The following is a 22,490-nucleotide window of genomic DNA, read 5'->3' as shown; positions in this document are numbered from 1 at the left end:
GGTCAGCAGCCCGTGGAGCTGAAGCTCAGCCGCAGGTTGGGCAGCTTGAACCCGACGGCGGTGCTCGCGTAGTTGTGCTGGTTCAGGTGGGTCAGGGTGACGTGGTCGGCCTGCTGGCCGAAGACACCGGCGCCGCCCTTGCCGACCGGACCGGCCTTGGTGTAGGTGCTGGCGTCGCCGCCGATCTCGATGTTCTTGAACTCCGCGTCGCCGGAGAGCAGGTCGGAGTCGGTGGTGAGGTCGGAGGCGGTGACGGGGGTGCCGCCGTCGCCCGCGTGGATCACCAGGTTGATGCCGCCGAGGTCGACGCTCTGGCACAGGTTGGTGATCTCGGCCTTCTTGATCGCCGACACCGCGACCAGCACCTGACCGCCGGTGGAGCCGGCGTTGGGGCTGTCGGGGATCATCGAGTCCAGCGCGCCGAACTGGGCGAAGCCCTCGCCGTCCAGCTTGTCCGCGGTGATGGTGAACGGCATTCCGGAGATGGAGAACTGGGCGGCGAGCACGCCCTGGGCGGTGAGCGCCATCAGGACGCCCCCGGCGGCGACGGCCGGGACGGCCATCAGGGCGGTGCGCTTCAGCCGGACCCGTCCTCTTCTCGGCCCGCTCGGCGTCTGCGGGGTCTCGGCCGCCGTGGCGGCGTCCTCGGACATGGCCATGTGTGTGCTCCCTGTGGGTGGATGGGTCTGCAGGCACTTGGCACGTTGTCCTGGCGCGGACAGCGTTCCCCGGGCGCGACCGGGCCGTCCGCCCCTCGGCAGCGGGGCGGGTCCGGTCAGCACGCGGTAAGTAACTGGGAAGCTACTGCCCGGTATTGGCCGGGTCAATACGGGTGCACGAAGGGATCTTCACCAATCGGCGACCCGCTTCGGCCAGTCCCGCACCCCCATCCTCTCGGCCGCTTCCGCCGGACCGAGGAACGGCGACAGGCAGAACATGCTCAACACCGGTAGCAGTTCCATCAGTTGTTCGGTACGGCCGGAGTCGATCCACCGGTAGATCGCGCTGTAGACACCGCCCACCACCGAGTCCACCATCTCCTTCGAGTCGACCCCGCCCGGCAGTTGGGGCACCTCGTCGAAGAACGCCCGGAACCTGGTCAGCAGTTGGGCCCGCTCCCGTCGGCCCGCCGGGCCGACCGCCTCGACCTCGATCACCGCCATCGTGGCGAACGCCGGTGTTCCGGCGAGAAGTTGGAGCATCGCGCCGAGCGCCTTCCGGATGCCCCGGCACCAGTCGGATTCAGCCGTGAAGGCCGCCGCCATCCGCCGGATCACCACACCGGTGCCGTGCCGGTGCGCGGCCAGGAAGGCGTCCTCCTTGCCGCTGAACAGCTCGTAGAAGACCGGCCTGGTCACGCCCGCCGCGCGGCAGATGTCGCTGATCGTCGCGTGCTGGTAGCCGCGCTCGGCGACGGTCCGCACCAGGCCGTCCAGCAGCCGCTCGCGCTGGGTCGCGGCGACCACGCCGGCGGGCAGCCGGCGCGGCCCGGGCTTGATCGAGCGGGCCGGATCGCGGCCGGTCCGGGCGCCCGGCAGCAGGACCACGTCGGCTCCACGGAGGTTCTTCCGATCCATCACCAACTCCTGTGTCCTGTATTGACATTGATGGAACACCGGGTTTACAACACTGACAGGTTTCCAACCGGTGGGCCAGCAGGCCCCCACCGGCCGGACCTCCGGGGGCTCCGGGGAGCCCGGGCGAACGCCCGGGCCACGGGACCACGGCGGAGACGGGGCGCGACGGCGGCAGCCGTCGACGTGCCCCACGGCACCACACGTCCCCGACCGAACGGCGCGGTGCCGTTGGTGTTCCACGCCGCCGTCCGTACGCACGACCGTGCCACCGCAACGCCGCACCACCACCGCACGACCGTGCCACCGCAATGCCGTACCACCGCACCGCCGTACGCCCACCCTTGCGTACGTCCGCACCGCCGTACCGAGCGGGCGGGCCCGTGGCGCCGGGCCCGCCCGCACGCCGGCCGGTGCCGAAGCCCGCGGGACGTCGCCCCGGCACCGGGCCACCGGCGCCGAACCACCGGTACGAAGCCCTCCGGTACGAAGCACTCCGGTACGCCATGCACCTCCCCCGTCGTGCACACCACCACACCCGCACGCGGGGATTCCCCCACCCGTCCGTCGGACGGAGAGAGGCACCCTCATGCGCATCAGCCGCACCCTCGCCACCGCCGCCCTCGCCGCACTCGCCCTCACCGGCGCGGCCGTCGCCCCCGCCCAGGCCGCCGGCGCGGTCCTCACCACCGGCAGCCCGACCGGCCCGGCCGTCGCCGTCGGCGACGTACTGACCGCCAACCTGGTCTCCGGCACCTCCGCGACCTTCTACAACAGCGCCACCGGGACGACCGGCGTCAAGTGTGCCGCCTCCTCCTTCTCGGCGACGGTGACCTCCAACCCGGCCGCGCCGGGCAGCGCCACCGAGCAGCTCAACACCCAGACCTTCGGCTCCTGCACCTCCAACGTCATCGGCGTCACCGGCGTCAAGAGCGTCACGGTCACCAGCCTGCCGTTCACCAACACCGTCAGCGACGGCCCCGGCAACCCGGTCAAGCTCACCCCCGGCGCGGCCGGCGTGATGGGCACCACGGTGGTGCTCAACACCATCCTGGGCAGCATCAACTGCAACTACCAGAACACCACCGGGATCAACGGCACCACCTCCAACACCGGCAACACCATCGGCTTCACCGGCCAGCCGTTCGCCCTGGCCTCCGGGCCGAGCCTGTGCTTCGCGACCGGCTACTTCAGCGCCACCTACGGCCCGGTCCTCGACACCTCGGTCGCCGGCAGCCCGGCCCTCTTCGTCAACTGACGCCCGGGCCCTCCCGGCCCGTCCCGACGGCGGCGGCGCACGGCACCCTCACCGGGCCGTGCGCCGCCGCGCCGACCGGCCCCGCGGCACGCCCCCGGAGCCGGCCGCCCACCCCCGGGACAGCGAAGTGACCGGCCGGTAGGGTGGCGCCGCACGGAGACGGCGAACCGGAACGGGGCGAGCGGATGAGCGACAACGGCACGGGTTTCTTCACCTCGGTGGCGGACGCCGCCGAACAGCTGGCCGCCACCGGCTACCTGGCCTCCACGGCCGTGGCCACCACCGTCTTCCTCGCCGACCGGCTCGGCAAGCCGCTGCTGGTCGAGGGCCCGGCCGGGGTCGGCAAGACCGAACTCGCCAAGGCGGTGGCCGCGATCGGCCACGCCCGGCTGGTCCGGCTCCAGTGCTACGAGGGCATCGACGAGGCCCGCGCGCTCTACGAGTGGAACCACGCCAAGCAGCTGCTGCGGATCACCGCCGGCCGCGACGAGGGCTGGCAGGAGGCCCGCACCGACATCTTCGGCGAGGAGTTCCTGCTCACCCGCCCGCTGCTCACCGCGATCCGCGGCGAGGAGCCGACGGTGCTGCTGATCGACGAGATGGACAAGGCCGACGTCGAGGTGGAGGCGCTGCTGCTGGAGGTGCTCAGCGACTTCCAGGTCACCGTCCCCGAGCTCGGCACCATCACCGCCACCCGCCGCCCCTTCGTCCTGCTCACCTCGAACGCCACCCGCGAGCTCTCCGAGGCCCTGCGCCGCCGCTGCCTCTTCCTCCACCTCGACTACCCCGAGGCCGAGTTGGAGCGCCGGATCGTCCGCCTCAAGGTGCCCGGCCTGGACGGGACGCTGGCCGATTCGCTGGTCCGGGTCGTCGGCGCGCTGCGCGCGATGGAGCTGCGCAAGGCGCCGTCCGTCGCCGAGACCATCGACTGGGCCCGCACCCTGCTCGCCCTCGGCGCCGACACCCTCGACGAGACGGTCGTCCGGGAGACCCTCGGGGTGATCCTCAAGCACCAGGACGACGTCCGCAAGGCCGCCCAGAAGCTCACCCTCGCATGACGACGCCCCCGCCGGCCGACACCGCCGCCCGCCTCACCGGCCTGGTCCGCGCCCTGCGCGGGCACGGCCTGCGGATCGGCCCGGCCGAGACGGTGGACGCCGCCGCCGTGCTGGAGGTCCTCGGTTTCGCCGACCGCGAGCAGATGCGGGCCGGTGTGGCCGCGGCCCTGCTGCGCTCGGAGGGCCAGCGGAGCGTCTTCGACGCCGCCTTCGACCTGTTCTTCCCCCTCGCTGTCGGCACCCCGGAGGCCGTCCGGGCCGACCCGCCGCCCGTCCCCGACGACCCCGAGCCGCCCCGCTTCGGCCGCCCCGACCCGCTGCGCGAGCAGCTGCGCGAGCGCCTGGCCGCCGCACTGGCCGACGACGACCGCGCCGCCCAGGCCCGGCTGGCCGGCGAGGTGGTGGAGGCCTTCGGCCGGTACGGCGCCGGCGGCACCCCGGGCTCGGACGGCTGGTCCGCCCAGCAGGCGCTGGGCCGGCTCGCCCCCGAGACGCTGCTCGCCCGCGTCCTGGCCGCCCTGCGCGAGCGGCGGAGCGCCCCGGACCTCTCCGACCTGGTGCTCGCCGACGAGATCCGCCGCCGCATCCAGGACTTCCGCGCCCTGGCCGCCGGCGAGGCCCGCCGCCGGGTCGCCGAGCTGCGCGGCCCCGAGCGGATCGCCGAACGCGCCGTCGCCCCCACCGCCGACCTGGTCGACTTCCTCTACGCGGGGCGCGGCCAGGTCGCCGAACTGCGCCGCACCGTCCACCCCTTGGCCCGCAAGCTGGCCACCCGGCTGGCCGCCCGGCGTCGCCGCGCCGCCCGCGGCGAGATCGACCTGCGCCGCACCCTGCGCCGCTCGCTGAGCACCGGCGGGGTGCCGCTGCGCCCCGCGTACCGGCTGCGCCGCCCGGTCCGCCCGGAGCTGGTGCTGCTGTGCGACGTCTCCGGCTCGGTGGCGGGCTTCGCCGACTTCACCATGCTGCTGGTGCGGGCGATGAGCGAACAGTTCAGCAAGGTCCGGGTGTTCGCGTTCGTCAACCGCACCGCCGAGGTGACCGGCCTGCTGCGCGGCGACGACGACCCGGCCCGCCTGGCCGCGCGGATCCTCACCGAGGCCAAGGTGACGGGCTACCACGGCAACAGCGACTACGGCGCCGCGCTCGGCGAGTTCGCCGAGCGGCACCTGGACGCCGTCGGCCCGCGCACCTGCGTGCTGGTCCTCGGCGACGCCAGGAACAACCGGCGCGACCCCAACCCGGACGCGCTGCGCCGGATCGCCGGCCGGGCCCGCCGGGTGTTCTGGCTCAACCCCGAGCAGCCCTCGCTCTGGCCGACCGGCGACTCCGCCGCCCTCGTGTACGCGGGCGTGGTGGAGATGCACTCCTGCCGCAACGCCCGCCGCCTCGGCGAGCTGATCGCCCGCCTGCTGCCGGTCTGACGCCGGTCCGACGGTGCGAGGGCGCCGGTCGCGGCCCCCGTCCCCGGACGGCCTCGACCGGCGCCCCGGGGTCTACTTTTCGAGGTGGGCCAGGAAGTCCAGCAGCGCCGCGTTGACCTCGGCCGGGCGCTCCTGCTGCGTCCAGTGCCCGGTCTCCGGCAGCCGGACGTGCCCGTGCAGCCTGGGCACCCGGCTCAGCAGGTGGTCCAGCACCGGGCGCGGGACCATCGCGTTGACGAGGTCCTGCTCCCCCACCACGAACAGCGCGGGCACGTCGACCGTCACCCCGGTGAAGGCGGCCAGCAGTTCGGCGTTGCGGTCGAGGTTGCGGTACCAGTTGAGCCCGCCGGTGAAGGCCTTCTCGCCGTGCGGGGCGTAGTCGGCCTCGAAGGCGTCGAGGTCCGCCTCGGTGAGCCAGTCCGGCAGGCGTTCCGGCTCCGGGAGGCTGTCCAGCAGCCCCTCGCCCTCGGGGACGATCCACACGCGCGGAGTGCCGTCCGGCGACTTCGCGGACAGGATGCGGCGCAGGCTGGTCCGGACGTCCGCGGCCAGTTCGGCGTCGGCCCGGCCGGGCTCCTGGAAGTAGACCTGGTAGTAGCCCTCGCCGAAGGCCGCCCGGGCGGCCTCCAGCGGCGGCGGCCCGCCCACCGGCAGCGGCGGCACGCTCAGCCCGGCCACTGCGCGCACCAGGTCCGGCCGCAGCGCCGCGGTGGCCCAGGCCACCGGCGCGCCCCAGTCGTGCCCGACCACGACCGCCCGTTCCTCGCCGAGCGCGCCGATCAGCGCCGTCACGTCGCCGACCAGGTGCAGCAGGGTGTACTGGTCCACCCGCTCGGGCCGGTCGCTGCGGGCGAATCCGCGCTGGTCCGGCGCGACGACCCGGTAGCCGGCCTCGGCGAGCGGCGCGAACTGGTGGCGCCAGGAGTACCAGCTCTCCGGAAAGCCGTGCAGCAGCAGGACCAGCGGGCCTTCGCCCTGCTCCGCGTAGTGCAGCCGGACGCCGTTCACCTCGATCTCGCCGTGCTTGATCGCGTCGTTCAACTCGCCACTCCCCATCCGGTGAAGACATGCCGTCACTCCCGACCCTGCCCAGCCGACCGCCCCCGGAACCCCGCCGGCTCCGGGCGGCGGAAGCGGCCGAGGCCGCCCCGGAATCCCGGGACGGCCTCGGCCTGGAACGATCTGACGTGACGTCAGTTCACGGTGTAGCTGTACGGGATCGCCGCGAGCACCGAACCGGTGGTGTTCAGGACGTTGTTGGCGGTGGCCACGCCGGTCGGGCCGGACACCAGGTACAGCACGCCCTTGACGGTGCTGCCCTTCGGGCCGGCCGGGGTCAGCGTCACCTGGAGCGAGCCGGTGGCGCCGGGGGCGACGGTCACCGGGGTGGCGGCCGCGGCCGAGGCGTTCACCGAGGCGGCGTACGGGTCACCGGTGCTGGAGGTCAGCGCCGGGTCGAAGGCCTGGGTGTGCGCGGTGGCCGTGATGGTGGAGGTGCCGGCGGGCGCGGAGCCGCTGCCGAACGGGCCGATCTGCTGGACGAAGGTGCCCCAGGTGCCGGGGACGACCGGCTGCTCGGCGGTGCCGTTGTCGGTGACCACCGAGACGGTCGAGCCGTCCTGGGCCTTCTTCAGGTCGCCGAACAGGTCCGGCGAGCCGGTGGTGGCGCTCAGCTCGATCTGCGCCGGCGTCGAGGACGCCGCCACGGCCTTGAGCCGGTCGGTGCCCGGGGGCACCAGGAAGGACGGCACCGCGGAGCTGAGGCTCAGCGGCAGGCTGACGGTCGCCGAGGCGCCCTGCGGCACCAGCGCCAGGTCGACCCGGCGGTCCAGCCGGCCGTCGGCCGCGATCCGCTGGGTCGCGACGGTGTTGTTGGTGTAGTTCACCTGGACGGTGACCGGCTTGCCGGCCGCCAGCTCGGTGCGGGCGTCGTTCGGCAGACCTGCCGCGGTGGCCTGGTTCTGGTTGAACGCGACGGTGCCGGCGAAGTCCTGGGCGAGCTCCTGGCCGCTGACCGGGCCGAGCACGTTCAGGACGAAGCGCCAGCGGCCGGCGGCCGGGTTGACGGCGGTGGCCGAGACGCCGTTGCCGGTGCCGGCCAGGTTGCCCTGGGCGTCGAACTGCCCGTTGCCCTCGATGTCGACCGGGGTGCCGTTCGGGCTGATCAGCGCGCCCTGCATGAGCAGCTTCGGGTCCTTGCCGACGGTCACGCCGACCCGCAGGTCCTTCTGGCCCTTCGGGACGTCGAAGGCGTACGCGAAGCTCTGCGTCGGCGAGGCGCTGCGGCCGTTGCCACCGGTGACGGTACCGGTGAAGGTGCCCTTGCCCTGGTTGACCGGGACGAGGCTGCGCAGCACGACCGGGACGCTGGTGGTGTTGCCGTTGGAGCTGGAGACCAGGACGGCCTCGCTGGAGTCACCGCTGGTGGCCGGGGTGGTGAGCTGGACCTTGAGGGTCTTGGTCTGGCCCGGCTTCAGGTCGGTGGTGTTCGGGCTCACGGTGCCGGCCGGCACCGCGCGCTGGGTGGCGGTGCCCAGCTGGACGGCGCCGCTGTAGCCGGCCTTGCCGGCCGGGGTGTAGAGGATCGCGGTCCACTCGCCGGCCACCGGGTGCGGAACGTCCACCAGGCCGAAGTTCGCCGGGGTGGCGCCGCCCTGCGGACGGGTGTTGGTCTCGAAGCGGCCCGAGGGGTCGAGCAGCGTCATGCGGACCACCGGTCCGTTGGTGACCGGGTTGGGCGCGCCCTGCCAGGCGATCGAGGCCGCGAGGCGGTCGGCGCCGGCCGGGACGGTGAACTTGACCTGCTTCTGCACCCAGTCCGCGCCGTTGGTCGCGTACTTGAAGGTGTCCTTCGAGGACGGGTCCAGCTGGACGGTCTGCTGGTTGCCCGACTGCGGGGCGAAGCTGCGGGTCGCGGCGCTCACCGTCTGGGTGGTGTCACTGGTGTTGGTGACGGACACGTCGGCGGTGTGGGTCGAGCCGGGGGCGCCGGCGATGTCGACCTGGCCGGTGTTGACCACGACGGTCTTCGCGCCGTCGGTGCCGTCCCCGTCGTCGTAGCCGCGGGCGGCCTCGACGGCGGCGCGGACGTTCAGCAGGCCGGCGCCCTGCTCCTCGGCCGGCACGCCGAGGTCGGTGGCGGTGCCGGTGAGGAACTTCTTCACCAGCGCCGGGGCGGGCGAGTCGCCGCCGTGGGTGTCGCGGTAGGCCTGGATGACCAGGGCCGCGGCGCCGGTGACGAACGGGGCCGACTGGCTGGTGCCGCCGAACGGCTGGATCGGCGAGGGCTGGCCGTTGTAGCCCGTGCAGTCGGTGTACTTGCTGGTGTCGGGCGTGCACAGCGCCCAGTCCGACTCGCCCGGGGCGACCAGGTCGACGGTCCGGCCGGCCTGGGTGAAGCCGCCCGAGGAGAGCGCGGAGATCCGGCTGTTGCTCCAGGTCCTGTTGGAGAACTGGGAGGCCGCGTAGCCGGTCTGCTGGTAGTTCTGGTTGTCGGTGGAGGCACCGACCGCGATCACGTACGGGTCGGTGGCCGGGGTGCCGACCGTGCCGCTGATGCCGGCGTCACCGCTGGAGACGGCGACGGTGACACCGGCCTTGACGGCCTGCTCGTTGAAGAGCGAGATGGTGTCGTGCGCGCCGCTGTCCGGGGTGACGTTGCCGCCGAAGGACTCGTTCAGCACGTCGACGTGGGCGACCCGCACCGCGTAGTCGATCGACTGCAGGATCGATGAGTTGGACATCATCTCGCCGCCGGCCTTCAGCGCGACCAGGTCGGCGTCCGGGGCGAGGCCGCGGATGCGGATGTTGCAGCCGGCCGGGAGCGGGTGCGAGGAGTTCACGAACTTGGAGACGTCGTAGACCTGGCGGCCCTGGGCGATGACCGCCGAGGCGTCGCCGAAGGCTTCGGCCGCACCGGTCGGCGCGTCCCAGCCGTCGCCCGCGAAGTCCTGGTAGTCGACCACGGCGTGCGAGCCGTCGGCCCGGATGAAGTCCGGGTTGTCGGGGTCGAGGCCGTCGGCGATGTAGGCGACCTTGACGCCCTTGCCGGTGGCCAGGTCCTCCACGCCGGGCTTGCCGTTGCCGGTGACGGCCCGGGTCGAGTAGAGGCCCTCGGGCTCCAGCAGCGGCTTGCTCGGGTCGGAGGGGCAGACCGTGTTGGTCGCGTTCTCCTCCGCCCCCTGGCCGTTACTGCCCGAAACGGCCTGCGGAGCGGCATCGGCCTTGGGCGCCTTGGCGCCGGCGGCGGCAGCGTCCTTGGCCGCCTTCGCCTTTACGGCGGCCGCCGGGGCGACCTGGACCTGGGCGTCGGCCACCACGGTGGAGACGGCCGGGTCCGCCTGGAGCTGGGCGCGCAGGGCGGGGCTGACCGTGGCCGAGAAGGCGTTGCCGACCACGAAGCTCTTGATGTCGGTGCCGCCGGCCGCCTTGACCTTCTTCAGCAGCGGCGCCTGCGCGTCGGCGGTCTTCTGCTGCCGGGCGCCCAGGTGGCCGTGGTCGGCCGGGGCGTCCGCGATCTGGTCCTTCAGAATCACGATCACCGGCACCGGGGCCCCGTCCGCGGACGCCGCCCGGGCGTTCTGCGGGTCGGGGGCCGGGGCCGCGTTCGCCATGGTCCCGAGGCTCAGGACCATCGACGCGGCGGTGACCGTGACGGCCGCCGCCAGCTGGGTTTTCCGCCAGCCGATCATATAAATCCTCTCGTCAGATGGATAGCTGACGCATTCCAACGCACCTGAGAGGATCACGACAAGGGGGTAAATCCCCATCAGAAAGTAAAGTTGACCATCAATCAGTAAAATTCACGGAGGAAATCGGGCTGAATCATCATCTTTCAGCCGATCGGCCCTTACCGGACCCGGGGCGACTCCACCGCGGGAAGGGCGGTGGCGACTCCCTTCCCGCGCCACCGCCCGGCGAAACGACGCGGCCGGCGAAACGACGTGCCCGGCGAACCGGCGCGTCCGGCGAACCGGCGCGTCCGGCTCCTGTCGAGGCCGCCGCCCGCCCCTCCGCCGCCCGCCCGCCGTCCGGCCCGTCCCGGTCAGTACCCGGCCAGCCGCTCCTGAGCGTCCGCCAGGTCCTCGGCGGTCGGCGCGTCGTCCTGGGTCAGCCGGTGGCGCCAGTAGCCGGTGAAGTCGACGGACGCCTTCGGCACCCCGCGCTCCTCGACCAGGTGGCGGCGCAGCGCCCGGACCGCCCCCGCCTCGCCGGCCAGCCAGGCGAACGGCCGGCCCGGCGGCAGCTCGGCGGACCGGACGGCCCCGGTCAGCACGGCGCCCGGGGCGGCGCCGTCCCGGTGCAGCCAGTGCACGTCGAGGCCCTCCGGCCCCTCCAGCGGCTGCCGCTCGGCCTCGTCCGCGACCTCGACGTACGCCACCGCCCGCACCCCGGCGGGCAGCGCCCCGACCAGCGTCGCGAGCGCCGGCAGCGCGGTCTCGTCGCCGGCCAGCAGCACCCAGTCGGCCGCCGCCGCGGCCTCGGCGAACGGGACCGGCGGGGCGTACAGCGCGGAGGGGCCGACCATCCCGAGCCGGTCCCCCGGTGCGGCCCGCAGCGCCCAGGCGGCGGCCGGCCCGGTGTCGCCGTGCAGCACGAAGTCGATCTCGACCAGCCGGGTGCCGGGGCGCCGCCCGCGCAGGGTGAAACCGCGCAGCAGCGGGCGCCGCTCCTCGGGGATCGCCAGGTAGGCCCGGTACCAGCCCGTCGGGTCGTCCTGCCGGGCGGGCAGCACCGGCTCGCGCTGGCCGGGGCGGGGGAAGCAGAGCTTGAGCTGCTGGTCGGGGGCGGTACCGACGGCGTCGGGCAGTTCCTCGGCGGCGAAGGTGATCCGGGCGGTGCGCGGCGTGATCCGGCGGACCTCGACGACCTCGACGAAGGTGACGGGCAATGTCATCGCGAAACCCCTTCGATTGGTAACCTTACGGCATAAAGAGTTGCCGCAGGGGCGATACTTTACGCCATAAGGAGATGTCGGATGACCGTCTACGCCGGACAGGGCGACGCCCATCGCTCGCTCGCCCTGCTCTGGGGTGCGCCCGCGGAACCGCGCACCGGGCGCAGCGGCCCCAAGCCGGGCCTGAGCGTGGACGCGATCGTGTCGGCCGGAATCGCGGTGGCCGACGCCGAGGGCATGGCCGCACTGTCGATGCGCGCCGTGGGCGAACGGCTCGGCCGCACCGCGATGGCCCTCTACACCTATGTGCCCGGCAAGGCCGAACTGCTCGACCTGATGCACGACCGGGTGCTCGCCGAGCTCCCGGTCGAACGCCCGACCGAACGCCCCGCCGAATACCCCTCCGAACTCCCCGGTGAGCGCTCCGCCGAATACCCGTCCGGACTCCCGGACGGCCCCTTTGTGGCCGAGGGCTGGAGGGGGGCCGTCACCGCCTGGGCCGAGAACCTGTACGCCTGCTACCTGCGCCACCCCTGGGTGCTCCAGGTCTCGCAGGCCCGCCCGGTGCTCGGCCCCGCCGAACTCGCCGCGATGGAGGCGCTGTTGCGCGCGCTGCGACCGGCCGCGCTGGCTCCCCGGCGGCTGCGCGGGGCGGTCGCCGCACTCTGGCAGTTCGTCCGCGGCCTGGCCGCCACCACCGCCGACGCACGCGGCGCGGCCGCCGCGACCGGCGTCACCGACGAGGACTGGTGGGCCGGCCGCTCCGCCCGACTGGTCGAACTCGCCCCGGACTTCGCGGAACGCTTCCCCCTTCTCGTCGCCCTGCAGAGCGAAGGCGGCGGCGCCCCGGAGGACGGCCACCTGGAGGCCTTCCGCAGCGGGCTCGCCGTGCTGCTCGACGGCATCGCGGCGGAGGGCCTCCCGACTGATCCACGGTGACGCGGTCCCGGGAACCGGGAACCAGGAGCCGGGAACCGGGAACCGGGAACCGGGAACCGGGAACCGGGCCGCTGCGGGCGGCGCGGTCCCCGGCCTCGGATACCGCACCGCCCGCGGCACCGCCGCTCCGCGCCGGCCCGAAAAACTTTTTCCCGCAGGCAGGCAACCCGCCCCGTCACCCATCGCGTTCAGCAGCCGTGAGAATGAGACGACCACCGCGGCCGACCGGGCCGCCGCAGCGAACGGGAACGGCACGAGCACCATGGCGGGGACAGCACGATGAGGGACGCGACACCGGACTTCGAGGAGTTCGTCTCCGCCTGCGGACCGAAGCTGCTGCGCACGGCCTGGATGCTGACCGGCGACCGGCACCAGGCCGAGGACCTGCTGCAGACCGCACTGGCCAAGGTCTGGCCCAAGTGGGAGCGGATCGCCCCCGACCGTCCCGAGGCGTACCTGCGCAAGGTCCTGGTCAACTGCCACGTCTCCTGGTGGCGCCGCCGCTGGACCGGGGAACTGCCGCACGGGGAACTGCCGGACCGGCCGTCGCCGGGCGCGGACCCGTACGAGGACGTGGTGGTCGGGCAGGTCGTCGCCCAGGCCGTCCGGGCGCTGCCGCCGCGTCAGCGGGCCGTGGTCGTGCTGCGCTTCTTCGAGGACCTGAGTGTGGAGGAGACCGCCGAGGCGCTGCGCTGCTCCACCGGCACGGTCAAGAGCCAGACGCACCACGCGCTGGCCGCCCTGCGCGGCCGGCTGCCCACCCGGGAACTGCTGCTGGACGGAGGACACCGTGACCGGATGTGACCTGCTGGACCCGGACTCGCACGGGCCCGCCGGCGGCGACGAGGAGCAGGAGCTGCGGTTCCTGCTCCAGCGGGCCGTACCGGACCTGGACGCCCCCGAGGACCGGATGGACCGGGTCCGCGCCCGCGCCGCCCGCACCCGGTCCCGGCGGCGGACCGCCACGATCGGTGCCGGACTGACCGGCGGGCTGGTCGCCGCGGCGCTGGCGGCCGCACCCGCCGTCGCCCCGGCCCCGGAACGAGGGGCGGCCGCGGGGCCGGCGGCGACACCGTCCGCCGTGGCCACGGTCCCGCCCCCGGAGGCGACCGTCCGCTTCCCGTCCCTGCCGGACGTGGCCGTCGACGTGCCGCACGGCTGGCGCACCCGCGCCGGCGTCACCGACGACCCCCGGGACGGGATCGGCTTCCTGGCCACCCACCCGCTCGACGTGAAGTCGTCCTGCCCGGAGGGCGACCTCTGCGTGCCCGTCGGACCGCTCACCGCCGACGACGCCTTCGTCATGCTCCGGCTGGTCGACGACCCGGCCCGGATCCCGCAGACCGCCGCGCGCCCGGCCACCCTCACCGAGGGCAGCCCCGAGACGTTCTGCACCATGTACGGCGGCACCCGGGAGTTCGTCGGGCACCGCGTCGTCGTCCGGGGCGGCCGCCCCGAGCTGATCGAGCTGACGGCCTGCCTGCGCCAGCCGTCCGACCCGACGCTGCGGCAGGTACGGCAGGTGCTCGACTCCCTGCGGACCACCACCGGGAACGGCAGCACGCCCGCGAACACCCCGCGCGGCTGATCCGAGCCCCCTCGCCCGACGCTCCTCCCCCCAAGTTCCTTTTCCGAAGCTCCTTTTCCGAAGGCTGAACCGCCATGTCCCTACCCCGTCGCGCCCTGGCCGGGCTGGCGCTGCTCCTCGTGAGCTGCGCGCCCAACACCGCCGCAGGGCCCGTGCCGCCGGCCGCGGCCGTCCCCGACACCCCGGGCACCCCGGGCGCCCCCGCGCCCGCAGCGCCCACGCCGCACCCGACCGCGGCGGCCGTGGCCGCCCGGCCCGCTCCGCCCGAACTGCCGCGCCAACTGCCCGGGGTCGGGCCCCGCCTGCTGGCGGCCGTACCCGCCGGGACGCGGCAGGCGCTGGTCGTCACCGGCGACGGCCCCGACGCCTCGACCGGCCGCGCCGTCCTCTACCGCGACGACGGCACGGGCTGGCTCGCCGGCCCGACCTGGCCCACCCGCAACGCCCTGCACGGCTGGACCGCGGACCACCACGAGGGCGATCTGCGCTCGCCGATCGGCGTGTTCACCCTCGGCGACGCCGGCGGGCGCCTGCCCGACCCGGGCACCCGGCTGCCCTACGACCACACCGACGACTTCAGCATCTCCGGCACCGGTTTCGCGGGCGAGCCGCTCGCCGGGGCCTTCGACTACGTGGTGGCCATCGACTACAACCGCGTGCCCGGCGCCTCCCCGCTCGACCGGCGCCGCCCGCGCGGCGGGCAGTACGGCGGAGGCATCTGGCTGCACGTCGACCACGGCGGGCCCACCCACGGCTGCGTCGGACTGACCCCCGACCGGATGCGCGAACTGCTCCTCGCCCTCGACCCCGCCCTGCACCCGGTGGTGGTCATGGGCGACGCCCCGGCCCTGGCCCGCTGAGGGCCGGGCGCCCGGTGCGGACCCCGTCGGCGGCGGCCGCACCGCGGTTCGCCGCCGCGCAACCGCTCCCCGCCGCCCGGCCGCGCTAGCCGTGCCGGGCTGCGGGGAGCGCCAGCAGGACACCGAGCACCACCAGGGTCGCGTACCCGGCGATCTCGTGGCCCGCCGGCACCAGGACCCGGACGAAACCGAACAGCCGGAAGCCCTCGATCCAGGTGGACAACAGGCCCGAGGCGCCGCCGACGATCAACACCGAACCGAGGTAGCCGAGCAGCGTCTTCATGCCCCCGAGCCTAGGAAGGCGGCCGGTCGCCGGACGTCCGACTTTCGGTGCGGACCCGCGCCACCAAAGTCGTCCCTTCCGCACGGGTCCGCACGGCTCCGGGCGGCCCCCGGGCTCCCCGCGCGCCCGCAGAACTCCGGACGGAGCAGCAGGTCCGGCGGCCCGGCGGCGGCCCGGGTACGTTCGCCGTGTGCAGCCCAAGCGTGTGCAGCAGAAGTCCCCGTACGTCACCAGGGCCGCGGCCGGCACCGCCGCCTGTGCCGCCCTGGTGCTCTCCGCCATCGCCCCGGCGGCCCTCGCCCAGGACTCCGTCCCCGCCGTCGGCGGGGAGCGGCTCGGCCGCCCGGCCGTCCAGGTCGAACCGCTGGCCGGGGCGCCGGCCCTGCCGTCCGAACTGACCGGCCGATCCTGGCTGGTCGCCGACGCGGCCACCGGCGAGGTGCTCGCCGCCCGTGACGCCCACCTGCCGTTGCCCCCGGCCAGCACCCTCAAGATGCTGTTCGCGGACACCGTGCTGCCCAAGTTCGACCGGGGCCTGGAACACAAGGTCACCACGGCCGAACTCGCCAGCCTCGGCGCCGGCAGCAGCCTGGTCGGCGTCAAGGAGAACCTCGCCTACCGGGTCGAGGACCTCTGGCGGGGCGTCTTCCTCAGCTCCGGCAACGACGCCGTCCACGTCCTCTCCCACATGAACGGCGGCATCCAGCGGACCGTCACCGAGATGCAGGAGCGCGCCCGGACCCTCCAGGCCCGGGACACCCATGTGGTCTCCCCCGACGGCTACGACATGGACGGCCAGGTCTCCTCCGCCTACGACCTCACGCTCTTCGCCCGGGCCGGGCTGCGCAACACCGACTTCCGCTCCTACTGCTCCACCCGCACCGCGAGCTTCCCCGGCGGGCTGGACAAGACCACCGGCCGGCGCACCAGCTTCGACATCGCCAACACCGACCGGCTGCTCGGCAAGTACCCCGGCCTGATCGGCGTCAAGAACGGCTACACCACCAACGCGGGCGCCACCTTCACCGGCGCCGCCGAACGCGACGGCCGCACCCTGCTGGTGACGGTGATGCACCCCGATGCGCAGGGCAGGGTGTACGACGAGGCCGCCAGCCTGCTCGACTGGGGCTTCGCGGCCGCCGGAAAGGTCCAGCCGGTCGGCAAACTGGTCGACGAGCCCGCCCGCCCCTCGCCCGCCCCGTCCGCCGGGGCCGGGGCCGAGGCCGTCGACCAGCTCCCGCCCTGGTCCCGCCCGCCGGTGGCCGGCAGCTCCGACTCCGGCTTCGCCGCCGCCGTCTGGACCGCCGCGGCCCTCGGCACCGTGCTCGCCGCCTGGGCCACCGCCCGCACCGCCGCCCGCCGCCGAGCCGCGCCCGCCCGGGCCGTCCCCGTCCCCGCGTACGGCGGGGGCGGTGCGACCTCCGTCGGGGGCGCCACCGGCGTCGGTGGCCGCGGCCGGCGCCGCGCGGTCCGCCACGCCCGCACGCTGATCCGCAGCGCGCGCAGCGCCCGCCCCCGCGCCCGAACCCACCGCACCGGATCCGACTGACCGGCGGGGACGGTACCCGGCCCGCACGCCCTTCCGGGGGAGCGCGCCGGCCGGGTTCCGGCGAACCGCCCTCTAGACTTCCGGCCATGACCACGCCCGACCACTCCGCCGCGGACCGGCTCTCCCGGATCGTCCGGCTCTCCTCCGGGAGCTACCTGCTCGTCACCACGTACAAGAAGGACGGCACCACCGTGCCGACCCCGGTGTGGGTGGTGCGTGACGGGGAGGCGCTCGGCGTCTGGACCGTCGCGGACTCCTGGAAGGTCAAGCGGATCCGCAACCGCGCGGACGTGCTGGTCGGCCCCTGCGACGTCAAGGGCAACCCGACCGGCGACCAGTACCCCGCCACCGCCGAGATCCTCGGCCCCGAGCGCACCGCCGCCTACCGCACGCTGCTGCGCCAGAAGTACGGCCTGCTCGGCGTGCTCACCCTGCTCGGCAGCCGGCTGCGGCGCGGCGAGCGCGGCACCGTCGGCATCCGGATCACGCTCGCGGACTGAGCTACGGGTGCGGGCCCGCCAGCACGCTGGGCAGCCCGACGAACTCCGGCCAGGTCTCCGCAGAACAGGGTGCGGGTCTGCTCCTCGAACAGCACCCGTGCCTCCCAGCCGTGCGGCACGTGCGGGGTGTTGATGTTGCGCAGCCGGCGGCGCACCTGGCGCCCGCCGAGGTCCAGCACCTCGCCGTCGTCCATCGGCACCGGCGGACGGTCGGCCAGGTCGTTCAGCGAGACCAGGCAGCCCAGCGTGTTGTGCGCCACCCGCGCGTGCGGTGCCGCGGCGAGGAACTCGTTCATCGCCCCGCACTCGTCCGCCTCGACGTGCCCGAAGGTCACCCAGCGCAGCCGCTCCAGCGGCACCACCTTCCCGATCGCCTCCGAGACGACCGGGAACAGCCGGCGCATCCCGGTGTGGAAGATCAGCGGCTCCTCGGCGTCGACCAGGAACTGGTTGAAGGTGAACCCGGTGGGCGGGGCGATCTCCGGGACGAAGGTCGAGACCCGGTAGACGCGTTCGGCGATCTCGTCGATGCGTGTCTCCATGGGCCCGTTGCCTACCCGACCGCCGTGCGGCCGCCCGGCAGCGCGCGCCGGACATGCCGGGCGGGTCCCCGGTTCGGCCGAGTCGCGTGCCCGTGTGCCCGCGCCCCGGCGCGTGCCCGCGGCCCGGCGCGGGGCGACGACGTGGCAGGCTGGCGGCCATGGACGAGAACGCGGCCGGGCCGCTCCCCCTGCTGGTCGTCGACGGCGCGAACGTGGTCGGGTCGGTGCCGGACGGCTGGTGGCGGGACCGGCGGGGCGCCGCCGAGCGGCTGCGGGACGGGCTGGTCGCGGTGGCCGCCCGGGGCGTGCCGGAGCTGCCCGGCCCGCTGGAGGTGGTCCTGGTGGTGGAGGGCGCGGCCCGGGGCGTCGACGGGGTGGCCGGGGTGCGGGTGGTCGCGGCGGGCGGCAGCGGGGACGACCGGATCGTGGAGCTGGTCCGCGCGGCCCGCACCGAGGACCCGGAGCGGACCTGCCTGGTGGTCACCGCCGACCGTGAACTACGTTCCCGGGTCGGTGTGTTGGGCGCCGGGGCGATCGGGCCGCGCAGCGTGCGGAGCTGACCGCTCCCAGGGGTGGCCGCCGTCCTGGCCGCTCTCCAGCAGCGGGATCAGTTCGAAGGACGCGTCGCTGAGGCCGCCGAGGGTGTAGCGGCGCGGGCCTGGGGCGGTGTGTCCGACGGCGTAGCCGGCCAGGTTCCAGGTGTACACCGGGACGTCCTCGGGGACGGGCGCGAACGGGTCGGCGCTCGACCGGTGGGCCTGCTCGTCGGTGACCACGACCACCCGGTCGTGCTCCCGGTAGTGCCGGCGGACCGCGCCGGCCGTGTCGGTGCCGCCCAGGTTGCGGAAGAGCCCCAGGGTCCGCAGCACCGAGGGTTCCGGTTCGACCGCCCGGCTGCCGGTGCCGAACTGGACCAGGTCGGCCCGCTCGGCCCGCAGGGCCAGCGCGGTGCCGAAGACGGCGGCCGTGTCCGCCCGGTTCAGCTGCGTCCGGGCCGACGGCAGGTCGAACATCGAGGACGAGCGGTCCACCAGCACCAGGGTGCGGCCGGGCAGCACGGGCACCCCGGCCAGCGAGTGCCCGAGGGCGGTCTCCAGGGGCTCGGACCAGCGTGACGAGCGGGTGGCGCGGTGGGCGGCGAGGAAGCGGAACGGGAACTGCCGGGAGCGCCGGACCTCCTCCGGGTCGGCGATCCGGCCGGCCGCCCGCGCCGCCGGCTCGTCGCCGACGCCGGCCTGGTCGAAGTTGCGGAGGTTGCGCACCAGCGCCATCGGGCCCATCGAGGGGATGACGGCCTCCCAGGCGGCGGCGTCCAGCGGGCCCTGCAGCCAGCCGGCCAGGGCCTCCCAGGTCATCCCGGCCTCGGCGAGGCGCTGCGCGCCGCCGGGCTCGGTGACCAGCGCCCTGCGGTCGGCCGGCGGGACGCCGAGCAGTTCGTGGTGGGCGCTCAGCAGGCGCTGGTCGGCGGGCGGCAGGGCGCGGTCCGGGCGGTGTCGGCGGTCCAGGGCGTACCGGAACAGCGCGCCCTGCCAGGGCTTGTCCGGGTCGGGCGCGGGGTGGGTGAGCTCCAGGACGTCACCGAAGCGGAAGGCGCGCGAGGGCGTGTCGTACTTCAGCAGCGCGCGGCCGGTGTAGAGCCGGCGGACCGCGTCGCCGATGCCGCGGCGCAGCGGCTGGGGCAGCCGACGGCCGTACCGGCCGGTCCAGTGCGCCAGCAACTCGCCCGGCTCGTCGGGGCGTTGGAGCACCGCTTCGACGGCCTGCCGGGAGTACCCGGCGGCGCCGGCCGCCGACCGGGCGTGGACGAACTCGACGGCCCCGACCAGGGCGGCGGTCCGGACGCGGAACCCGGTGCGCAGCCAGCGCAGCAGCCCGAGGGTCCACTCGGGGTCGCTCACGGCGTGCTCGCGGATCAGCCGCACGTACCGCTCGTCGCGTTCGACGGCCGACTCGTAGAAGCTCTCCTGGCCGAACAGGTGGGAGACGGCGAGGAGGAACAGCTCCTCCTTCGGCTCCCGGAGGTAGCCGGTGCCGCACTGGTGGTTGGTGACGGCCGTCCCCGGGGCGGCCGTCCGTTCCGGGGCGGCCGCGGTGCGCCGGACGACCGGCGGCGGCGCCGAGCGCAGGTGCCGGACCTCCGGGATCGGCCACTGGCCGTGGGTGGAGAGCGGGGAGGGCACCCCCCGTGCGGTGAGTCCCGGTAGTTCTCGCTGGATCTCGGCCCTGGTGGCGGCCTTGGTCCGTTGGCGGTTGAACCGGGTCATGCAGAGGTCCCCCTGGTGGGTGGTCGGGCCGGAGCGGGAGGGGAAGGGCGAGGCGGGGCACGCGGCGACGGGCGAGCCGGGGCACGCGGCGACGGCGGGCGCGGGCCGAAACCGGCGCGTGCCGGGACGGGCGCCTCCCGGGATCAGAATCGGCACCGGTGTCACTTGATGGTTTTCGAAAAGGAAGTAACCGGGGCCAGGCGCATCGGGAGGCGCCGTCCCGGACGCTACCCGGTCGGGCCGCGGCTCGTCATCCGATTATTCGCGCCTCGATTTCGGAGCGTACGGGAACCGTTCCGCGGTCGCGTCCGACTGCTGGGAGGTGAGTGCGAAGTCGCCGGGTGTCCGGCCGTTGAGTGTGCTGGCGGGTTTCCTCCTGCTGCTGGTGGTGGTGTTCGTGGTGGCCTACGGGGTGGGCCGGCAGGTGGGGCCGGTGGCGCCCGGTCTGCGGCCGAGCGGCGGGGGCGGGGCGTCCCCCGGAATGGGCGGGCACGACATGGGCGGGATGCGGTGAGCGCCGTCGCCGAGCCCGTGGTCGCCACCGATCTGGCGGTCGGCGGGATGACCTGCGCCGCCTGCGTGGGCCGGGTGGAGAAGCGGCTGGCCCGGATCGACGGGGTGACGGCCGGGGTGAACCTGGCGACCGGGCGGGCCCGGGTGCTGCACCCGGCCGGGATCCCGGTCGCGGAACTGGTGGCGGCGGTCGAACGGGCGGGCTACACCGCCGAGCCGCTGCCCGCGGGGGCTCCGGTCGGGATGGCGGCCGAGGAGCCGGACGAGCGGTGGCGGCTGCTGGTCACCGCCCTGCTGGCCGTCCCGGTGCTGGTGCTGTCGATGGTGCCGTCGGCGCAGTTCACCGCCTGGCAGTGGGTCTGCTTCGCGCTCGCCGTCCCGGTGGTGACCTGGGGGTCGGCCGGTTTCCACGGCCGGGCCATGCGGGGGCTGCGGCACGCGGCGGCGACCATGGACACCCTGGTCAGTCTGGGTGTGGTGGCCTCCTTCGGCTGGTCGGCGTACGCGCTGTTCCTCGGCGGGGCCGGCGATCCGGACATGCGGATGCCGTTCTCGCTGACCGCCGACGGCGGCGGCACCGCGCACGTGTACCTGGAGGCGGCGGTCGGCGTACCGCTGTTCGTGCTGGCCGGGCGACTGCTGGAGGGCCGGGTGCGCCGGCGCAGCGGGTCCGCGCTGCGGGCGCTGGCCGAGCTGGGCGCCAAGCAGGTGTGCCTGCGCGGGGCGGACGGCGAGGAGCGCCTGGTGCCGATCGAACTGCTGCTGCCCGGGCAGGAGTTCGTGGTGCGGCCGGGCGAGCGGGTGGCCACCGACGGGGTGGTGGTCGAAGGGGGTTCGGCGCTCGACCTGAGCCTGCTGACCGGGGAGAGCGTGCCGGTCGAGGTCGGCCCGGGCGCCGTGGTGGCGGGTGCGACGGTCAACGTGGGCGGCGCCCTGGTGGTCCGGGCCACGGCCGTCGGCGCGGACACCCAACTGGCCCGGATCACCGCACTGGTGGCGCAGGCCCAGGCCGGCAAGGCGCGGGCGCAGCGGCTGGCGGACGCGGTGGCCGGGGTGTTCGTGCCCTGCGTGCTGGCGATCGCGGCGAGCGTGCTGGGCTTCTGGCTGGGCGCGGGCGCGGCCCCGCAGGCGGCGGTGACGGCGGCGGTCGCGGTGCTGGTGGTGGCCTGCCCGTGCGCGCTCGGGCTGGCCACGCCGACGGCGCTGCTGGCGGCGACCGGGCGGGGCGCGGAACTCGGCGTGCTGGTGCGCGGCCCGGAGGTGCTGGAGAGCCTGCGCCGGGTGGACACGGTGGTGATGGACAAGACCGGGACACTGACCACCGGACGGATGGAGCTGTCGGCCGTCACCACCACCGACGGCCTCGCCCAGGACGAGGCCCTGCGGTTGGCCGGCGCGGTCGAGCACCGCTCCGAGCACCCGATCGGCCGGGCCGTCGCGGCGGCGGCCCGGGAGCGCTGCGGGCCGCCGGCGGCCGTGGACGGCTTCGCGGCCACCACCGGGCTCGGGGTGTCCGGGACGGTCGAGGGCCGGGCCGTGCGGGTGGTGCGGCCGGACGACTCCGTCCTGCCCCCGGCCCTGGCCGAGGCGGCCGCGCAGGCCGCGGAGGAGGGCCGTACGGCCGTCGCGGTCGAGCTGGACGGGCGGCCGGCGGCCGTCCTGGTGGTCGGCGACACCCTGCGATCGGGCAGCTGGCGGGCGCTCCACCGGCTGCGCGGGCTGGGCCTGGAGACCGTCCTGCTGACCGGGGACGGCCCGGGCGCCGCGCGGGCGGTGGCGGCCGAGCTGGGCATCGAGCGGGTGCACGCCTCGGCCTCCCCCGAGCGCAAGGCCGAGGTGGTGGCCGAACTGCGCGCCGCCGGACGGACGGTGGCGGTGGTCGGCGACGGCGTCAACGACGCCGTCGCCCTGGCCTCGGCGGACCTCGGGGTGGCGCTGGCCTCCGGCAGCGACGCCGCGATCGGCGCGGCCGGGCTGACCCTGGTGCGCGGCGACATCGAGGCGGTGGTGGACGCCGTACGGCTGGCGCGGCAGACCCTGGCGACCATCCGGGCCAACCTGCTCTGGGCCTTCGGCTACAACCTGGTGCTGATCCCGCTGGCGGCGGTCGGGCTGCTCAACCCGATGCTGGCGGCGGTCGCGATGTCGCTCAGCTCGCTGCTCGTGGTGGGCAACAGCCTGCGGCTGCGCACCTGGGAGCCGGGGCGGGGACAGCGCCGGGGAGGACGGCGGTGAGGGGCGTGGA

General features: G+C 74.9%; 20 protein-coding genes. 12 read left to right on the top strand and 8 right to left on the bottom strand.

What is annotated here, in order from left to right; all coding sequences use genetic code 11:
• Positions 1–2 precede the first annotated feature (2 nt).
• Both ACGFSC_RS10540 and ACGFSC_RS10535 read right to left on the bottom strand, forming a co-directional pair.
• Positions 3–659 carry a DUF6230 family protein gene (locus ACGFSC_RS10540; protein ID WP_359900974.1) on the bottom strand — a complete coding sequence of 219 codons (657 nt, stop codon included), beginning with the start codon at positions 657–659 and terminating at the stop codon, positions 3–5.
• Positions 660–848: 189 nt separating this feature from the next.
• Positions 849–1,577 carry a TetR/AcrR family transcriptional regulator gene (locus ACGFSC_RS10535; RefSeq protein WP_359900973.1) on the bottom strand — a complete coding sequence of 243 codons (729 nt, stop codon included), beginning with the start codon at positions 1,575–1,577 and terminating at the stop codon, positions 849–851.
• Between the two features lie 586 nt (positions 1,578–2,163).
• Between ACGFSC_RS10535 and ACGFSC_RS10530 the strand changes: the two genes are divergently transcribed.
• From ACGFSC_RS10530 to ACGFSC_RS10520, 3 genes are all read left to right on the top strand, one after another.
• Entirely contained in the window at positions 2,164–2,832 is a 669-nt protein-coding gene (locus ACGFSC_RS10530) for a Tat pathway signal sequence domain protein (RefSeq protein WP_359900971.1), read from the top strand.
• A 185-nt stretch (positions 2,833–3,017) separates the two neighbouring features.
• Positions 3,018–3,890, top strand: coding sequence for a MoxR family ATPase (locus ACGFSC_RS10525; RefSeq protein ID WP_359900970.1), 873 nt, complete (start codon positions 3,018–3,020; stop codon positions 3,888–3,890).
• Positions 3,887–5,311, top strand: a complete 1,425-nt coding sequence (locus ACGFSC_RS10520; protein ID WP_359900968.1) for a VWA domain-containing protein — start codon at positions 3,887–3,889, stop codon at positions 5,309–5,311. The genes ACGFSC_RS10525 and ACGFSC_RS10520 overlap by 4 nt, the downstream gene beginning before the upstream one ends.
• Before the next feature lie 72 nt (positions 5,312–5,383).
• Here ACGFSC_RS10520 and ACGFSC_RS10515 read toward each other — a convergent pair whose 3' ends face one another.
• The 3 genes from ACGFSC_RS10515 to ACGFSC_RS10505 form a co-directional block, all read right to left on the bottom strand.
• Positions 5,384–6,352, bottom strand: a complete 969-nt coding sequence (locus ACGFSC_RS10515; protein WP_359900967.1) for an alpha/beta hydrolase — start codon at positions 6,350–6,352, stop codon at positions 5,384–5,386.
• A 152-nt stretch (positions 6,353–6,504) separates the two neighbouring features.
• The gene (locus tag ACGFSC_RS10510; RefSeq protein WP_359900964.1) at positions 6,505–10,002 is read right to left on the bottom strand and encodes a S8 family serine peptidase; all 3,498 of its coding nucleotides are present in this window, start codon (positions 10,000–10,002) and stop codon (positions 6,505–6,507) included.
• A gap of 353 nt (positions 10,003–10,355) precedes the next feature.
• Entirely contained in the window at positions 10,356–11,207 is an 852-nt protein-coding gene (locus tag ACGFSC_RS10505) for a siderophore-interacting protein (RefSeq protein ID WP_359900961.1), read from the bottom strand.
• Between the two features lie 81 nt (positions 11,208–11,288).
• Between ACGFSC_RS10505 and ACGFSC_RS10500 the strand changes: the two genes are divergently transcribed.
• The 4 genes from ACGFSC_RS10500 (at position 11,289) to ACGFSC_RS10485 (ending at position 14,594) form a co-directional block, all read left to right on the top strand.
• Complete coding sequence (locus ACGFSC_RS10500) at positions 11,289–12,146, top strand: TetR/AcrR family transcriptional regulator (protein ID WP_359900958.1); 858 nt, start codon at positions 11,289–11,291, stop codon at positions 12,144–12,146.
• 279 nt (positions 12,147–12,425) lie between these two features.
• Positions 12,426–12,950 carry a SigE family RNA polymerase sigma factor gene (locus tag ACGFSC_RS10495; protein ID WP_359900955.1) on the top strand — a complete coding sequence of 175 codons (525 nt, stop codon included), beginning with the start codon at positions 12,426–12,428 and terminating at the stop codon, positions 12,948–12,950.
• Complete coding sequence (locus ACGFSC_RS10490) at positions 12,937–13,734, top strand: hypothetical protein (RefSeq protein WP_359900952.1); 798 nt, start codon at positions 12,937–12,939, stop codon at positions 13,732–13,734. Before ACGFSC_RS10495 ends, ACGFSC_RS10490 begins: the two co-directional genes overlap by 14 nt.
• A 74-nt stretch (positions 13,735–13,808) precedes the next feature.
• Positions 13,809–14,594 (top strand): L,D-transpeptidase family protein, encoded by a 786-nt coding sequence (locus ACGFSC_RS10485; protein WP_359900949.1) that lies wholly within the window; start codon positions 13,809–13,811, stop codon positions 14,592–14,594.
• Positions 14,595–14,679: 85 nt separating this feature from the next.
• Here the strand turns inward: ACGFSC_RS10485 and ACGFSC_RS10480 are convergent, their stop codons facing one another.
• On the bottom strand, positions 14,680–14,877 hold the full coding sequence (locus tag ACGFSC_RS10480; protein ID WP_359900946.1) for a hypothetical protein: 198 nt from the start codon (positions 14,875–14,877) through the stop codon (positions 14,680–14,682).
• A gap of 190 nt (positions 14,878–15,067) precedes the next feature.
• Here ACGFSC_RS10480 and ACGFSC_RS10475 point away from each other — a divergent pair, with 190 nt between their 5' ends.
• Positions 15,068–16,426, top strand: coding sequence for a D-alanyl-D-alanine carboxypeptidase family protein (locus tag ACGFSC_RS10475; protein WP_392862928.1), 1,359 nt, complete (start codon positions 15,068–15,070; stop codon positions 16,424–16,426).
• Between the two features lie 86 nt (positions 16,427–16,512).
• Positions 16,513–16,926 carry a PPOX class F420-dependent oxidoreductase gene (locus ACGFSC_RS10470; RefSeq protein WP_359900943.1) on the top strand — a complete coding sequence of 138 codons (414 nt, stop codon included), beginning with the start codon at positions 16,513–16,515 and terminating at the stop codon, positions 16,924–16,926.
• Here the strand turns inward: ACGFSC_RS10470 and ACGFSC_RS10465 are convergent.
• Positions 16,809–17,468 (bottom strand): hypothetical protein, encoded by a 660-nt coding sequence (locus ACGFSC_RS10465; RefSeq protein WP_359900940.1) that lies wholly within the window; start codon positions 17,466–17,468, stop codon positions 16,809–16,811. The genes ACGFSC_RS10470 and ACGFSC_RS10465 overlap by 118 nt on opposite strands.
• A 158-nt stretch (positions 17,469–17,626) precedes the next feature.
• Between ACGFSC_RS10465 and ACGFSC_RS10460 the strand changes: the two genes are divergently transcribed.
• Complete coding sequence (locus ACGFSC_RS10460) at positions 17,627–18,028, top strand: NTP pyrophosphohydrolase (RefSeq protein WP_359900939.1); 402 nt, start codon at positions 17,627–17,629, stop codon at positions 18,026–18,028.
• Here ACGFSC_RS10460 and ACGFSC_RS10455 read toward each other — a convergent pair.
• Positions 17,966–19,732: a TROVE domain-containing protein gene (locus ACGFSC_RS10455; protein ID WP_359900936.1), complete on the bottom strand. Its 1,767-nt coding sequence runs from the start codon at positions 19,730–19,732 to the stop codon at positions 17,966–17,968. The two genes, ACGFSC_RS10460 and ACGFSC_RS10455, sit on opposite strands and share 63 nt — an antisense overlap.
• A gap of 352 nt (positions 19,733–20,084) precedes the next feature.
• On the opposite strand from ACGFSC_RS10455, the gene ACGFSC_RS10450 reads away from it, so the two are divergent.
• Together ACGFSC_RS10450 and ACGFSC_RS10445 are read left to right on the top strand one after the other, a co-directional pair.
• A complete protein-coding gene (locus ACGFSC_RS10450) occupies positions 20,085–20,246 on the top strand; it encodes a hypothetical protein (RefSeq protein ID WP_359900935.1) in 162 nt (53 codons plus the stop codon).
• On the top strand, positions 20,243–22,480 hold the full coding sequence (locus ACGFSC_RS10445) for a heavy metal translocating P-type ATPase (protein WP_359900933.1): 2,238 nt from the start codon (positions 20,243–20,245) through the stop codon (positions 22,478–22,480). Before ACGFSC_RS10450 ends, ACGFSC_RS10445 begins: the two co-directional genes overlap by 4 nt.
• Positions 22,481–22,490: the final 10 nt, after the last annotated feature.

The sequence above is a fragment of the Kitasatospora sp. NPDC048715 genome (assembly GCF_043198905.1).
Lineage (GTDB): Bacteria > Actinomycetota > Actinomycetes > Streptomycetales > Streptomycetaceae > Kitasatospora > Kitasatospora lactacystinica.
The sequence above is the reverse complement of the archived record's forward strand: the minus strand, read 5'-3'. Positions and strand labels throughout refer to the sequence as shown.

Excerpts from the sequence above, each read along its gene's own strand:
- ACGFSC_RS10540 (WP_359900974.1), bottom strand. The coding sequence starts at position 659 with ATGGCCATGTCCGAGGACGCCGCCACGGCGGCCGAGACCCCGCAGACG.
- ACGFSC_RS10535 (WP_359900973.1), bottom strand. The coding sequence starts at position 1,577 with ATGGATCGGAAGAACCTCCGTGGAGCCGACGTGGTCCTGCTGCCGGGC.
- ACGFSC_RS10530 (WP_359900971.1), top strand. The coding sequence starts at position 2,164 with ATGCGCATCAGCCGCACCCTCGCCACCGCCGCCCTCGCCGCACTCGCC.
- ACGFSC_RS10525 (WP_359900970.1), top strand. The coding sequence starts at position 3,018 with ATGAGCGACAACGGCACGGGTTTCTTCACCTCGGTGGCGGACGCCGCC.
- ACGFSC_RS10520 (WP_359900968.1), top strand. The coding sequence starts at position 3,887 with ATGACGACGCCCCCGCCGGCCGACACCGCCGCCCGCCTCACCGGCCTG.
- ACGFSC_RS10510 (WP_359900964.1), bottom strand. The coding sequence starts at position 10,002 with ATGATCGGCTGGCGGAAAACCCAGCTGGCGGCGGCCGTCACGGTCACC.
- ACGFSC_RS10505 (WP_359900961.1), bottom strand. The coding sequence starts at position 11,207 with ATGACATTGCCCGTCACCTTCGTCGAGGTCGTCGAGGTCCGCCGGATC.
- ACGFSC_RS10500 (WP_359900958.1), top strand. The coding sequence starts at position 11,289 with ATGACCGTCTACGCCGGACAGGGCGACGCCCATCGCTCGCTCGCCCTG.
- ACGFSC_RS10495 (WP_359900955.1), top strand. The coding sequence starts at position 12,426 with ATGAGGGACGCGACACCGGACTTCGAGGAGTTCGTCTCCGCCTGCGGA.
- ACGFSC_RS10485 (WP_359900949.1), top strand. The coding sequence starts at position 13,809 with ATGTCCCTACCCCGTCGCGCCCTGGCCGGGCTGGCGCTGCTCCTCGTG.
- ACGFSC_RS10480 (WP_359900946.1), bottom strand. The coding sequence starts at position 14,877 with ATGAAGACGCTGCTCGGCTACCTCGGTTCGGTGTTGATCGTCGGCGGC.
- ACGFSC_RS10470 (WP_359900943.1), top strand. The coding sequence starts at position 16,513 with ATGACCACGCCCGACCACTCCGCCGCGGACCGGCTCTCCCGGATCGTC.
- ACGFSC_RS10465 (WP_359900940.1), bottom strand. The coding sequence starts at position 17,468 with ATGGAGACACGCATCGACGAGATCGCCGAACGCGTCTACCGGGTCTCG.
- ACGFSC_RS10460 (WP_359900939.1), top strand. The coding sequence starts at position 17,627 with ATGGACGAGAACGCGGCCGGGCCGCTCCCCCTGCTGGTCGTCGACGGC.
- ACGFSC_RS10455 (WP_359900936.1), bottom strand. The coding sequence starts at position 19,732 with ATGACCCGGTTCAACCGCCAACGGACCAAGGCCGCCACCAGGGCCGAG.